A 12,868-nucleotide genomic window follows, 5' to 3' on the forward strand; every position below is an offset into this window, starting at 1 on the left:
GGTCTTTCCTGGGCCTGGGGCGACCTGGGTCAGTCGGGTGGTGTCGATGATGTGGTGTGTGCGGGCTATGCCGGTGCTTCTGCTGTGCTGGCGGCCGGTGTCTGGGGTGGGGTGTCGGTGTCGGCCTGGGGGTCGGGCCGGTCTTGGTGCGGGGAGCCGTGGCCGGGGTGCTGGGTGGTGTAGTGGCTGGGGTTGAGCCACAGGCCTTTGTCGGGGTCGGCGGTGGGTACGAGCCAGACAGGGACCTGGTGGGCGAGGGCGCGGCGGCACATGTCGGTGGTACTGCCGGTGTGGTGGGGGTGGAAGTTCTCGTGGAAGGCGATGACCAGGCGGGGGCCTTCGTCGTGGAGTATCCGCTGGTTGCGTTCGGCTTCGCTCCAGCAGCGGGTGCGTGTGCGGCGTCCGGGAGTGAGGGTGAGGGGGTGGCAGCGGTGGCGCCAGGCGGGCAGGTCGTGGTTGATGCACCGGTGGTGGGCGGCGCTTGCGGCGCCGGTGCCGGCTCCTTCGATGATGACGAGGTCGTTGCCGTGCGGGGCGGCGGCGCGGTCCAGGAGGGTGGTGATGGTGTCGGGCCAGGGCCAGCGGCGGCTTCCGCAGATCAGCACGCGGGAGGCGGACTCTGTCACCTGCGTCCTCGCTGGGCTGGGTGCAGGGCGGTGTCGGGGAGGTGGTGCTGGATGTGCTGGTGGTGAGTGGCTGGGTTGAAGGGTTCCCAGGTGGTGCGGGCGATGTCGGCGGCCTGGGGGGCGGTGGCGTGGGCGGTGCAGCGTTGGGCGCGCCAGCGGAGTTGTTCGCTGTAGGGGAGGTGGGTCAGGCCGTAGAGGGCCAGCCACAGTTCGGCGAGGGGGAGCTGGCCTGGGTGGTGGCCGGGGTGGTGGCCTGGGTGGTGGCCTGGGTGGAGCGGGGCGAGGATCCAGGTGCCGGGGAGGGCGTCGGGGTCGAGGACGGGATGAGGGCAGCGGCGGCGTGCGCGGGTCTGGGCCACACAGGGGATGTGTTCGAGTGGGCCGGGGGCGAGGTAGCGCAGGCACAGGAGTTGCACGACGGGCCGCGCTTGCGAGGTGGGCGGGTGTGCGGGCGGTGAGTCAGGGGGCGAGGGCGGTGGTGGGGTGAGCTGGCCGGTGTCGCGCAGGCGCCGGGTGTGGAGGGCCAGGCTTCGGCGCAGTGCCTTCAGGAGGCCGGTGTGGGGTTCGGCGGTGTGGGCGGGGCACAGGGCGCGGTGGCGCACGCGGCACCACGGTGAGCCGTCGCCGGCCGGGTGAGCGATGCCGGAGTTGATGTGCCAGCGCTGGCTCGTGGGTACGGCGGCGGCCGGCAGTTCGTGCGGGTGCAGAGGGACGGGGTTGCGGCCGCCGGTGCGCTCGTACCACTCGATGCGGTTGCCGCAGTCGGCGCACCGGCCCTGTTGGGCTGCGCGGAGGAGGCGGGTAGGGCTGTCGGGGGCCACGCGCAGGAAGCGTGGGGGCTGGCGGTGTTTCGGGCTGCCGTCCCACGCGAGGTCGGTCGTCGCGGCGGTGTTCGTGGCGTGCATGGCGGGGAAGCTGGCAGGCGACACGCCGTATGTAGCGGAGCGCTGCCGCGGATGTCCCCCGCGCGGCGGCAAGGGGCCGCACTTATGTTCTTTGGTCGGTAGTTGATTCGGGTGCGGTCCTCAGTTCAGGTGGCGCCGCTTGCCAGGCCCGGCAGGTGCTGTGTGCGGTCAGTGCTCCGGCGGGGTGGGCGGTTGATGGCCGTCGCACAATCTGCCCAGGAGCAGGTCAAGGGGGGCGTCGAGGGCATGGGCGAGGGCGTGCCAGGTTTGAAGGGTGCCGATGGTGCGACCCTGCTCGAGCTCGATGAGAGTGCGGCGGGACAGGCCGCTGCGCGCTGCGAGTTGGTCGTAGGTCCATCCGCGCGCGGCCCGTAGCCGGGAGAGCTCCAGGCGGAGCTCGTCGAGGTTCGGGCCGGGCGGGAAGATCGTCACCCGTCCATCGCACGGTGCAGACCCCTGCCCTGTCAGTGCGCCTCTGCCCTATTTTCGTCCGGTGTCAAACAGACACCCGGGGCAGACATCTGCACTACCGTGTGCCGCCGCCAGCCCTCTCGCGCCTCGCATACGGGGCGGTGAGCAGAGCCGGCGACACCTGTCACGGCACGGAGGAACGACCGATGGGGTCCGGCACGACCACGCGCCCGGGGCGGCGCACCTGGACGGTGGAGATCCGCCCGCTCTCCCTCGGGCGGGCACTGCTGTGTGACCGCTGCGGCCCGGTTCCCGTGGGGCCCGGTGGCGTCCGCGCTTCTGTGGTGGCTCACCTGGGCCACCATGCACGCGGCGAAGCCCTCGCCTATCACTTGCGTACCTGCCAGTGCGGCGAGCACGGCTGCCAGTGGCATCCCCGGCACCGCGGTTGTGGTGGCCCTCTGGTCCTGCTGCTGGCCCGTGAGCGCAGCGGGTGCCTGTGGCGGCTGAGCGACGTCTGCCGCGCCTGCGCGGCCGTCACCGCGGATGCGGCAGTAGCCGCCGAGCCCCTTCGCCACTCCCCCGCTCCGCCTCCACGGCGGCCCGCGCCCGCGGAGTCCGCCATTCCCGCGCCCGGACAGAACTCCAGCACCCCCTTCGTCTCGGAAGGTTCTTTGTGCGAGCAAGGCTCTGAAGAGGTTCCTTTCTGGACGGATCCCTCAGCCTACGGTTGAGGGTGGCTACGGATCACTGGCGGCTTTCCGACTACCTGCGGCTGATCGACAACGACCGCACGAAGGAGCTCGGTCAGCGGATCAACTACGAGGTCTTCCTGCCGGGCCAGGACCAGCCGACCCCGGCGGTCGACCTGCGCGAGGAAAGCTCGTGACCAGCGGTAATCCGATCCACGAAGGGCTTGTCCCACGAGAGGGTCACACGGACGCCTGGGCGCCTGGCTCTGGGGCCAGCTGGAAATCGACGAAGAAGGTGCCGGGGTTGCCGGGCACCGTTTCCGTGCGAGCTCCGCCAGCCTGGGCCGGATCCGGCGCTTCACCCAACAGACACTGGCCCGGTGGGGCCGGCGTCACTGTGCCGATGAGGTCACGATGGTTGTCGGAGAGCTTGTCGCCAACGCCGTACGGCACGCCCTCGCCCCGCACCCCGACCGCCACGGGTGGCTGGGGTTGATGAACACCACCAAAACGGTCGTCTGCGCCGTACAGGACCCCAGCCCCGACAAACCCCTCCCCCGCACAGCCACCCCTCACGACACTCGCGGCAGAGGGCTCCTCATCATCAGCGAACTCGCCCACGACTGGGGGTACTCACTCCACAGCAACACCGGCAAGACGGTCTGGGCGGTTGTGCCCACCACCCTCGCCCCATGCACTGCCTGGGCGGGAACGAGCTGAGGTTCAACGACACCGTGGCAGTGGTCCTCACACAGCTTTACCGAGCTGTCCGCGAGGGCCCGCCCTCGTCGACCAGGCGGCGGTAGCCTTGGCCGTCTTCCGGAGGATGATCTGAGCTGGGAAACCCTTCCAAAGCCGCCTCTGGTGGACCGGGTCCGACGAGCCACGCGCTCTCTTGTGGCCCAATGGGGTCCTCCCCCTCGTCGGCCCTTTCTCCCGGGGATCGCCTGCTATGGCATGAGCCAGAGAATGAGCAAGAGCACGAGGACGACGCACAGGGTGGCTCCGGCGATCTGCCAGGTTCTCCGTTGCGAGGGCAGGACAAGCACGCGAGGCGAGGAGGCTGTGGGGAAGACGTAATAGACCCGGTGCGGGTGGTTGGGAGCCTCGGCGCGGGCCAGTTGCAGGTACTTGAAGGTGGCCTGGCGGGCGATCTCGCCTTTGCACGGCGTGAGGTGCGGCTGCACGAGTTTGCGAAACCCGTGGGTCAGATCCATGGGGAGCGTGTCTTGGTGAGTCAGATGTGCCCGATCCCAGTGGCCGCTCTCGCGTGCCCCCTCCCAGGCCAGGTACGGCACGCCTGCCTTGGGGTGCTTGATCTTTTCGACCAGGGGTTTGCGCCTGATGGTGCCCTCGATCCACGTGACGGTTCTGCCGGTGCCTTTGCATCTTTGGTGAGGCACGGTTCCCGTCCGGTCACAGTCGGGGCAGTCCCGTACGCCTTGGCCGTCGCATGTCGAGCAGGTGGTGCGGCCACGGCCACGGCAGACGGGGCAGGCGGCGTCCAGTGCTCCGCATTGCCGGCAGGTGGCGCGGTCCTCCAGCGGCTGCTGGCCGTCGGGGTTGTTGCGAATCCTGTTGCCGGTGCCCTCACACCGTAGGCAGGAGTCGGTGCCACGGCAGGCGGCGCAGGCCGTTAACGGATCGCAAGGTAGGTCTCCGCGGCCCTGGCAGCGCGGGCAGGCGGTCTTTCCGTTGCTGCAGTCGCAGGACCGCTCGGTTACCGAGCCTCTCCGCACCAGTGTGATCGTCTGCGTCGTAGTGAGATCCTTCGGCACGGCGACGTGGTAGCGATCGAGGGTGTCGTACTCCGGCTGGTCCGCCAGGTCAATGGGGCCATAGTGTTTCCGTTCCTCCTGGGTGCGGGTCTCGATGGACCGGACGATCTCGCCTTCCAGGAGGGAATGCCAGGTGATCTCCGCGGTATCAGGCAAGCCCAGCTTCGAGGCTTCACCGCGCTCTTCGATGCGTCGCCGTACCGCTTCCAGGACATCCTTCTCGTCAAGCACGCAACCCTCCCCCGCCGTCAGGCTCCAGCCTCCCCATTTTTCCCGCGACGGCCAGCACCGCGGGTGGAACCCATACCGGGACAGTAGCGAACCAGCCGCGCTGCCATAGAGCAATTCCGCGCAGATACTGGGGCTGCCCCCAGAGCGCGTCGAGCCTCTGACAACTCAGCCGACCACCGCCTCGTCCTGCGGTGGGATCGGGGACATCCCGCCCCGCGGGGGCGGGCCGGGCAGGATGCCCCAGGGGGAGCCGATACGCGCAGGCCCGTGCCTGTGCGTCGTGGTAGTCCGATGGCGCACAGGTGCCTGCGAACAGTTTGTGAGTGACGTGCACCCGCCCATCCTGATCCAGGTGCCGTCCGCCCGTACCTGGGCGGGCATACATAGTCCGCAGGAGCTTCGCCCGTGCTGGAGTGCGCCAGCGCGTACTGAATGCCAGACAGCCGCCAGAGCGGAGGGCAGTGGAGATGGCGGGCAAGAAGGTGTGGGGATCGGTGATCTGGTGCGCGAAGACGGAATCGCAAACAGGGACGGCAGGGGCGAGGCACTGGACACGCCTACGGGATGGCCCCCTCCCACGGCACGCGGGTGCGGTTGCCGGATCGCGGTCGGCCTGGCGTCACGGTGTCGTGCTCGGGATGCCGAGGACGTCGTAGAGGTGCTGGCCATGGGCCCACCTCTTCAGTTCCGGGCGGCCCATGAGGATGAGCTGGTGGTGCTGGGCGAAGTCGACTGCCGGCTGAGTGAAGCCGTTGAGCGCGATCATGATGGGGACGTCGGCTCCATGGTGCAGCCGGGCTGTCCCGTTGAACTTCTGCACATGCCCTGAGCCAACTGGGTTCTGGTACTGCTTGCACTGCAGGATCAAGAGACGGTCTTCATCATCACGGGCGGTAACGTCCACCCCGAGGTCCCCGGCGCCACCGACCCGCCGCGGACTCCGGAATCCGTCCCGGGCCAGAAGGTCGGCGCACGCCTGCTCGAAGCCCGTCGCGCTCATCGCGGACAGCTGCTTCATCTTGAACGTCAGCACATCCGGGTCGGCCCAGTTGTCAGATGGATCGACGAACGTGTCGTGCGGGCCGGCGTAGACACCGGGATCGAGCAGGCGTGACAGGAGCTTGCCTACCAGGAGAAGCAGGAGCAGTCCGCCGGCAACGAGGACTCCGGCTCCCCACGGGTGGTCGGCTATCAGGCCCCACAGGTCAACGGTGATCCACCGGCTGACATCCTCGGTCAGCCATTCCCACAGCATCCTGCCCGCAGCCAGTGTGAGGACTGCGTACAGCAGGAACTTCAGCATCGGGTCGAGCGACCCATCCTCTTCGAACACCACACCTCCAGACGTGATGAATGATGATCCAGGACCCTGCTGGTCAGGCAGCGCGCTTGAACCAGCTCGGGCGCAAGCGCGCGGATACTCCAAGCAGTTCGTGCAGGGCGGCGCCATTCTCGGCCCAGCGCTGCAGTTTCTCCCGGTCGACCCAGCGCACGCCGCGCCGGTCACCCCACGCCATGGCGTTACGGGTGAAGGCCCCGTGGGTGACGACGACAGCGTGATCGGCTTTATGGGCCGGCCCAGCCGTCCCCTTCACCTCGTACATCACCGATGACCCCACCTTCCCGCCGACACAGGTGTGCTTGGCCTGCACGACGATCCGCCCGCATTGTGGGTGGTCACCGATGACATCGGCGGCCTGGTCGCGACCGCCGCCTACCCTCCGGGCCGGCCAGCCGTCACGGACCAGCAGATCCCGCAGGGCGTACTCGAACCGGCGGTCGCCCATGGCGTCCAGTTCCTCCAGGGTGATCCGAAGGGCGGCCAGCCGTTCCCTTTCGCGACGCCGCCTCGCGGCCGTCTGCCTGCTCCTCCACACCGCCGCGGCCCCCGCGAGCAACACGAGGATCAGCACGACCGGCCAGACATCCTTCAGTACGCCGACTGCCCCGGCAGCCATCCGGACAGCCAGGACAAGCGCGGCCAGGGCCACTACAACTGCGCCTGCAGATCGTCCCGTCGAAGACCGACGAGGAGCGGCTCCTGCTGGTGAGTCCGGAACTCGCCGACGTGCTCAGCGCGATGGTCTGCCGAGTCCGGGATGCCTCTGGCGCGATTCCCATGGTCCGTGCTTACGACCCGAACGAACGCGTCTGGAACCCGCCGCTTCCGTTGCTGTTCCAGTGGCGTTGGGGCGGGCAGAACCGGCCGGTGTCCGTGTCCACGATCCGCAAGGCGCTGGACTAGTACTGCAACGGTGCTTGCCGTGACTGATGGCCAGGTCGGTCGTTGGTGTGGTTATGGGTGGGGACCTTGCTGATGTCAGGTTGTGGGCGGGTGAACTGGAAGCCGTGCATGAGCGGTTCGTGCACCGTTTCAGCAGGTCGGAGCCGCGGGAGTCGGCGCTGGCCTTTATGCGGGGCCTGATCGCTCCGCTGCAGCGCAAGAACGGCTGGACGCTGGCTGAGGAAGCCGGTCACGCAGGCCCGGACCGCATCCACCGGATGCTGAACCGGATCGAGTGGGACGCCGATGAGGTGCTCGACGACGTGCGCCAGTACGTCGTCGGCAACCTTGGCGACCCGAATGCCGTCCTGGTCGTGGACGACACGGGCTTCTTGAAGAAGGGGACGCGGTCTGCCGGGGTGCAGCGGCAGTACTCCGGCACTGCCGGGCGGACGGAGAACTGCCAGGTCGGCGTCTTCCTCGCCTATGCAACCGACCGCGGGCGGACACTGATCGACCGCCGCCTTTATCTGCCCACCTCCTGGACCGACGATCGCGAAAGGTGCCGCCGGGCCGGTATCGATGACGAGGTCGCCTTCGAGACCAAGGTGGCCATGGCCAAGGCGATGGTCCGCCGCGCCATCACGGACAAGATCCCGTTTCGGTGGGTGACCGCGGATGCTGCCTACGGCTTCTCCAAGGGCTGGCGCTCTGAGCTGGAGGGGGCGGACGTCTTCCACGTCATGGCCACCACCCGACACGACACCGTCGTCACTCACTGGGCGATCGACCACCCCGTCCACGACCTGTTCAATGGCCTGCCACGGCAGAAATGGAAGCGCCGTCCCTGCGGCACCGGGGCTCACGGCCTGCGGATCTACGACTGGGCCCGCGTCGAGGTGCGGCCCTGGCACCGACCTGACCGCCGCCACTGGGTGATCGCCCGCCGCAGCGTCGCCCGCCCCGCGGAGATTTCCTACTACATCGCCTACTGTCCCGCCGATACGACGCTTGACGACCTGATCCGCATCGCGGGCAGCCGATGGGCCATCGAGGAATGCTTCCAGAGCGCCAAACAAGAATGCGGCCTGGACGACTACCAGGTCCGCCGCTACGCCGGCTGACACCGGCACATGACCCTGGCCATGGCCGCTCACGCCTGTCTGACCGTCCTGCGAGCCCGCGAGCTGGATGCCGAGAAAGCAGAAACGGATCCTCCCAGCTCATCCACCTCAGCCTCGCCGAAATACGACGGCTGATCACCCGCCTCACCGACCGCCGGCCCACACCCGTCGAGCACATCCTGCACTGGTCGACCTGGCGCCGACGACGACAACACCAGGCCCGCACCAGCCACTACAAACGGCGCGGACACAGCCCCTGAACTGGCCATCAGTCACGGCAAGCACCGTTGCAGTACTAAGACATCGTCTCATTTGGTGAGTCTGCGGTGACAGATGAGGGTGCAGGCGAGGGCGGTGAAGGCCAGGAAGTGTTCGGCCTTGCGTTCGTAGCGGCGGTGCAGGCGGCGGCAGCCGGCCAGCCAGGACATGGTGCGTTCGATGGTCCAGCGGTGCCGGCCCAGCCGGGTGGAGGACTCGATGCCCTTACGGGCGATGCGGTGTCGGATGCCACGCTTGCGGAGCCACCGGCGCAGGTCGTCGTAGTCGTAACTCTTGTCACCGTGGAGCTTGGCGGGCCTGCGCCTGCGCGGGCCGCGCCGGGAGCGGATCGGCGGAATGCCGCGAACGAGGGGCTTGAGGGCCTGGCTGTCGTGGAGGTTCGCGCCGGAGATCCCGATCGAGAGGGGCAGACCGGTCCGCTCGGTGATCAAGTGGATCTTCGAGCCCTTCTTGCCCCGGTCCACAGGATTCGGACCTGTCAGGTCCCCCCTTTCAGGGCCCGCATGTTCACCGAGTCGATCGCGCACCGAGACCAGTCCAGTTCCCCGCGCGAGCCCAGCTCGTCCAGCACCAGACGGTGCAGCTTCGCCCAGACCCGGGCGGCACTCCACTCGGTGAAACGTCGGTGGGCGGTCGGCCCCGAAGGACCGAAGACCGGCGGCAACTGCCGCCACGTACAGCCGGAGGTGGCCACGAAGATGATCGCCGCCAGCACCTCACGGTCGCCGTACCGGCGCCTCCCACCGCCCTGCGGACGCGTCGGCGCGGGCGGCACCACTCGCTGGAACAACTCCCACAACCCGTCCGGGACCAGCCGCTCCACGATCACCATGCCTCAAGATTACGGGCCCAAATGAGACGGCGTCTAAAGAGGGACCAAGCCGATATCGCCTGTGAGCCTTACGGGTGACAGGTGGCTCGGAGTGCTCAAGCACACCCCTACGATCCTCGCCATGAGTAGCGAGGCAGTTACTATCCGAGTGGATCCGTGTGAGTTGCCGGCCGACAGCTTCACCGAATCCGACATCGCCAGGATCCATCTGGTGTCCGTGATCGAATCCGCCGCGACCGCCCTCGGCCAGTACGCGCAGACGGTGGGCGAGGACCTGGCGCAGGCCGGCGACTATGCACGTCGAGCGAAACGTCTCGACTCGCTCGACTCGCTCGATTCGGTGTTGAGGCAGGCTGTGATCGCAGAGCGGGTCCGTGGGACCAGCTGGGAGACGATCGCAGAGGCCCTCCGCATGGAAGCGCCGGATGCTGAAGCGCGGTGGGGTGATGCGGTAGAGCAGTGGCGCCGAGAGACACGAGCAACCAGCATCTATCGAGAGAACCCTGGTCGCGCTGCCGCCTCAGCTGACAGGTACATCACCACGGGCAAGCCGTACCAGTTCAGCACTGCCACCCGTCGGCCGCTGTCCGTCTCGCTGGACGCGGCCGCCCATCTCACCGGCCGCAACGTCGCCGCGGCGGACCATGCGTTCGCTGGCACCGTCTGCACGCACTGCCCCTGCGACAGCCCGCTCCCGGGCAGAACGGTCGGCTGACCAGCGGCCTGGCCGGAACACGGCGGGCCGCACCGATTCCGTGCCGGCGGTTTGTGTGAGTACCGCCACCGCAGTCCGCCGACTCACTACGGTCAGCGCATGACCAGTGAGGGTGTAGTCGTGGACGAGGCAGTGCGCGCGGCATGGGATTCGTACCGGATCTTGGAGAAGCGCACGCCAGAGAAGGAGCGCCGGCAGGCGCAGCAGCGTGTCCAGGCTGCGATGGACTCCTACGGCCGGGAGGAAGTGTCCCGGGGCGCGGTCTTCCTGGTGGGCGTGCTGACCGCGCACATCATCGGCCAGCCACACGGCGCAGAGGAGGACCGCCTCGATCCGCTCAGTGATCTGATCCCGGCCGTGATCCGCAAGCTGCCTGACTTCGAGTCGGCCGACCCCGCCCAGGTGCCGATGGTCACCGGCGTCCTCATGGCCGCGGCCATGGGCATGGACACCGTGGCCTGGCGCGACCAGTTCGGGACGATCCCGCCGAAGGAGGCCCTGGTACACAACTTCGTGCTCTGGTTGCTCGCCGACCTCTTCGACAGCCTGGTCGAACAGCCCGGCGCCACCGACCAGCTGATGCGGGAGACCTTCAACTCGATGGCTGCCGACGATGCCGGCTGGCAGGCCCCCGACAGAGCCCCGGGCCTCGCTCAAACTCGCCCTGCCGACCGTGAGGCCCGACGCCCACGACAGCTTCTAGGAGAAGTGCGATGCCCAAGAAGACTGGCACCGAGGATTCGTACGGCTACGACCCGGAGACCAACACGGTCCGGGTCGGGCATCACGACCTGGAGCGACTGCTGCTGATGTTCCGCTCGCTGGTCCGCGAGCAGGAGCCTGGCAGCTGGAAGCACATGAGGGACTACGACCTGTCCTTCGAACGCCTGGCAGACGCCGTCGACGCCGCCGCCAAGGCCCGGGCAGGGTTCCCGCTGGGAGGGCCCTGACCTCCGGCTGCGCTGCACCACCACTGAGCCCGTCTACGACTGGCCGGACGGCGCCCCCTACGACGGCGGAACGCCGGTCACATGGAACGTCCCGGGCTACGGCTCCCACGCCACCTCCGATGACTACAGAGGCCTGCCCACATCGCTGTGCGGCTTCACCTGGTCGACGGAGGAAGGCCGCCCCGTGAGCGGCTTGCCGGACTGCCGCGAATGCCTGCGCGAGGTCCAGCTCGTGGCCGAACGGCCCCGCGGCACCTGGCGACCAGGAGCCACCCAGCCGACTACACGTTACCCCCCTGGGTGGCTACTGGTGGATACCGCCGTGGCACGATGCGAAACGCCCCGACCCCGGCAGCTGCAATGCCGGGGTCGGGGCGTTGTCACCAGGCGGCTCTCCGGGCCAGACGATGTCCGGCGTGGCGAGGCTGCCGGGCTCAAAAGGCCCCGAGGAACTCGCGCTGGGGCCTCGGCAGTGTGTTGGGTCAGTTGTGCACCAGGTACCAGTCGCTGTCCTGCATGCGCGGAACGTTCGGGTGCAGGTAGCCGACCACTCCGTTGTTCTCGTGGTCGCAATGCCGATTCCTGAACTCCGTGATGTCCACCCTGCCGACCCACCAGTTGTCACGGATGTAGGTGTCCTTCGATGGCGTCATCCAGCAGAACTGCACGGTCCTACCGTTCTGGTTCTTCCCGTCCAGCCAGATTGACGCCACCTTGTGCCGCCTGTCCTGGAAATGGATCTGCTGACCGTGGCTCCCGGCGAAAGCCACCCCGGCCCCGAGCGTTAACGAACCGGCCAGTGCGGCCGTACAGGCCGTGGCCATGGCCATCCTGCGCAGACGAAGCATCATGTTTGCCTTCCGTTGCCTTCCTGCGGGCCCTCGTGACATCAGCAGTGAGGGCCGGTTGTTGGTTGTCGCGTACAGGCTCCCCGTTCCAGCAGAGCTGCGGCATGCTTTCAGCGAGGGCTGAATCGTTCCGGAGGCTGGCGTGCTACGCATTCACTGCACTTCAGAGGATCTCTTGAGGGTGACGGTCGCCGACCGGCCGGCACCCCTGATGGAACTCGGCATGGCCATGGCGATGCTGCAGCGTCGAGACGGGAACCCGGTGTTTAGTCCATGGCGGCGGCGCCTGGCCCGGTCCCTTCCACGACTGGCACACCCCATATTGCAGTTGGTCTCCCCGCTGGGTGCCGGGCCGATGTTCATGGACCCGCCCAGCGACGATGTAGAAGAAGGCATGGACCAGATCCTGTCCACGCCCCGTCCCCAAGCCCGCGCAGAGCTGCGCCGGATGTGCGCGATTGATCGCCTGATCACTCCGTGGGTGCGTGGCCTCGCCGATCGGGATCGAGACGCCTGGCAGGTCCTCAAGCTGGCCGTCCATGCCAGCCATGCCAGTGTCATCGCCGAGGCATGGCCCCGTATCCAGGCAGGCTTCCACGCCGAAACCGCCTGGCGCTCCCGCATCCTTGCCCAGCAGGGCCTGCACGCTGCCCTGACGGGGCTGGCGCCGTCCATCCGCTGGCGCGGCATGACCCTAGAAGCACCCTTTCCCCGCGATCTCGATCTCACCCTGCACGGGCACGGCATCATCTTGCAGCCGGCCCTGTTCTGGGCCGACCATCTCTTAACAGCGCCGCACCCCGACGGACGGCTTCTCCTGATCTACCCAGCCGTCACGCCACTGCCGCTGCGGGATGCCTCAACCCCCGCAGACTCGCTGGCTGCTCTTGTCGGCAGTACCCGGGCACAGGCCTTGCGCCTGCTCGTCCGGCAGCACACCACCACCGACCTCGCCCGTGAACTCGCTGTCAGCCCAGCAGCCGCGTCCATGCAGGCCAAGATCCTCCGCGAAGCCGGACTGATCGTCTCCCAGCGCGACGGCAAGGCCATGTGGCACTGGTGCACACCCCTCGGCCTGGATCTCCTTGCGCACGGGAGGGCATGAGCGCAAACGGGACACGACCTGGTCTGGGCAGCGACCCAATACTGGCGGTTCGAAAACCAGGCTCACCTCCATCCGATGCGGGTGAAGACGCAGCCCCGCTCCGCCAGCTCGCTTCGGGAGTCGGTCTGCTCCCGCGCCCAAACCAAAC

15 protein-coding genes and 1 pseudogene are annotated in these 12,868 nt (G+C 68.0%); 8 read left to right on the top strand and 8 right to left on the bottom strand.

Annotated elements, in window-relative coordinates; all coding sequences use genetic code 11:
- Window positions 1-65 precede the first annotated feature (65 nt).
- The 3 genes from BBH68_RS30930 to BBH68_RS30940 all read right to left on the bottom strand — a co-directional run bounded on the left by BBH68_RS30930 (window position 66) and on the right by BBH68_RS30940 (window position 1,963).
- Window positions 66-626, bottom strand: a complete 561-nt coding sequence (locus tag BBH68_RS30930) for a hypothetical protein (RefSeq protein WP_065967042.1) — start codon at window positions 624-626, stop codon at window positions 66-68.
- Complete coding sequence (locus tag BBH68_RS44120) at window positions 623-1,531, bottom strand: DUF6083 domain-containing protein (RefSeq protein ID WP_065967043.1); 909 nt, start codon at window positions 1,529-1,531, stop codon at window positions 623-625. The genes BBH68_RS30930 and BBH68_RS44120 overlap by 4 nt, the downstream gene beginning before the upstream one ends.
- A gap of 168 nt (window positions 1,532-1,699) precedes the next feature.
- A complete protein-coding gene (locus tag BBH68_RS30940; RefSeq protein WP_065967044.1) occupies window positions 1,700-1,963 on the bottom strand; it encodes a helix-turn-helix transcriptional regulator in 264 nt (87 codons plus the stop codon).
- Window positions 1,964-2,678: 715 nt separating this feature from the next.
- Here BBH68_RS30940 and BBH68_RS42260 point away from each other — a divergent pair.
- Entirely contained in the window at window positions 2,679-2,831 is a 153-nt protein-coding gene (locus BBH68_RS42260) for a hypothetical protein (RefSeq protein WP_158080417.1), read from the top strand.
- A gap of 85 nt (window positions 2,832-2,916) precedes the next feature.
- Window positions 2,917-3,354, top strand: coding sequence for an ATP-binding protein (locus BBH68_RS30945; RefSeq protein WP_281182500.1), 438 nt, complete (start codon window positions 2,917-2,919; stop codon window positions 3,352-3,354).
- A gap of 230 nt (window positions 3,355-3,584) precedes the next feature.
- Here the strand turns inward: BBH68_RS30945 and BBH68_RS43510 are convergent, their stop codons facing one another.
- The 3 genes from BBH68_RS43510 to BBH68_RS30960 form a co-directional block, all read right to left on the bottom strand.
- A complete protein-coding gene (locus BBH68_RS43510; protein ID WP_245738388.1) occupies window positions 3,585-4,643 on the bottom strand; it encodes a hypothetical protein in 1,059 nt (352 codons plus the stop codon).
- A 619-nt stretch (window positions 4,644-5,262) separates the two neighbouring features.
- Complete coding sequence (locus tag BBH68_RS30955) at window positions 5,263-5,976, bottom strand: restriction endonuclease (protein ID WP_065967046.1); 714 nt, start codon at window positions 5,974-5,976, stop codon at window positions 5,263-5,265.
- Between the two features lie 43 nt (window positions 5,977-6,019).
- Entirely contained in the window at window positions 6,020-6,601 is a 582-nt protein-coding gene (locus tag BBH68_RS30960; protein WP_079151310.1) for a restriction endonuclease, read from the bottom strand.
- 89 nt (window positions 6,602-6,690) lie between these two features.
- On the opposite strand from BBH68_RS30960, the gene BBH68_RS30965 reads away from it, so the two are divergent.
- The gene (locus BBH68_RS30965) at window positions 6,691-6,888 is read left to right on the top strand and encodes a hypothetical protein (RefSeq protein WP_065967048.1); all 198 of its coding nucleotides are present in this window, start codon (window positions 6,691-6,693) and stop codon (window positions 6,886-6,888) included.
- A 53-nt stretch (window positions 6,889-6,941) separates the two neighbouring features.
- Window positions 6,942-8,126 (top strand): annotated as a pseudogene (locus BBH68_RS30970) (IS701 family transposase).
- Between the two features lie 173 nt (window positions 8,127-8,299).
- Here the strand turns inward: BBH68_RS30970 and BBH68_RS30975 are convergent.
- Window positions 8,300-9,102, bottom strand: a protein-coding gene (locus tag BBH68_RS30975) for an IS5 family transposase (protein WP_425428866.1) whose coding sequence is annotated in 2 segments (ribosomal slippage) — window positions 8,300-8,758 and window positions 8,761-9,102 — 801 coding nt in all. Because the reading frame shifts where the segments join, the coding sequence is not laid out codon by codon here.
- Between the two features lie 121 nt (window positions 9,103-9,223).
- On the opposite strand from BBH68_RS30975, the gene BBH68_RS30985 reads away from it, so the two are divergent.
- From BBH68_RS30985 to BBH68_RS42605, 3 genes are all read left to right on the top strand, one after another.
- The gene (locus tag BBH68_RS30985; RefSeq protein ID WP_141713091.1) at window positions 9,224-9,817 is read left to right on the top strand and encodes a hypothetical protein; all 594 of its coding nucleotides are present in this window, start codon (window positions 9,224-9,226) and stop codon (window positions 9,815-9,817) included.
- Between the two features lie 120 nt (window positions 9,818-9,937).
- Complete coding sequence (locus BBH68_RS30990; RefSeq protein ID WP_065967052.1) at window positions 9,938-10,627, top strand: hypothetical protein; 690 nt, start codon at window positions 9,938-9,940, stop codon at window positions 10,625-10,627.
- Complete coding sequence (locus BBH68_RS42605; protein WP_174589114.1) at window positions 10,627-10,767, top strand: hypothetical protein; 141 nt, start codon at window positions 10,627-10,629, stop codon at window positions 10,765-10,767. Before BBH68_RS30990 ends, BBH68_RS42605 begins: the two co-directional genes overlap by 1 nt.
- A 482-nt stretch (window positions 10,768-11,249) precedes the next feature.
- Here BBH68_RS42605 and BBH68_RS42265 read toward each other — a convergent pair whose 3' ends face one another.
- A complete protein-coding gene (locus BBH68_RS42265; RefSeq protein ID WP_065967053.1) occupies window positions 11,250-11,618 on the bottom strand; it encodes a hypothetical protein in 369 nt (122 codons plus the stop codon).
- Window positions 11,619-11,796: 178 nt separating this feature from the next.
- Here BBH68_RS42265 and BBH68_RS31000 point away from each other — a divergent pair, with 178 nt between their 5' ends.
- On the top strand, window positions 11,797-12,720 hold the full coding sequence (locus BBH68_RS31000; RefSeq protein WP_141713092.1) for an ArsR/SmtB family transcription factor: 924 nt from the start codon (window positions 11,797-11,799) through the stop codon (window positions 12,718-12,720).
- Window positions 12,721-12,868: the final 148 nt, after the last annotated feature.

The sequence above is a fragment of the Streptomyces sparsogenes genome, from assembly GCF_001704635.1.
GTDB lineage: Bacteria > Actinomycetota > Actinomycetes > Streptomycetales > Streptomycetaceae > Streptomyces > Streptomyces sparsogenes.

Bases quoted from the DNA above. Each gene is read 5' to 3' on its own strand.
- BBH68_RS44120 (WP_065967043.1), bottom strand. From the start codon at position 1,531: ATGCACGCCACGAACACCGCCGCGACGACCGACCTCGCGTGGGACGGC.
- BBH68_RS42605 (WP_174589114.1), top strand. From the start codon at position 10,627: ATGTTCCGCTCGCTGGTCCGCGAGCAGGAGCCTGGCAGCTGGAAGCAC.
- BBH68_RS30960 (WP_079151310.1), bottom strand. From the start codon at position 6,601: ATGGCTGCCGGGGCAGTCGGCGTACTGAAGGATGTCTGGCCGGTCGTG.
- BBH68_RS42265 (WP_065967053.1), bottom strand. From the start codon at position 11,618: ATGATGCTTCGTCTGCGCAGGATGGCCATGGCCACGGCCTGTACGGCC.
- BBH68_RS30985 (WP_141713091.1), top strand. From the start codon at position 9,224: ATGAGTAGCGAGGCAGTTACTATCCGAGTGGATCCGTGTGAGTTGCCG.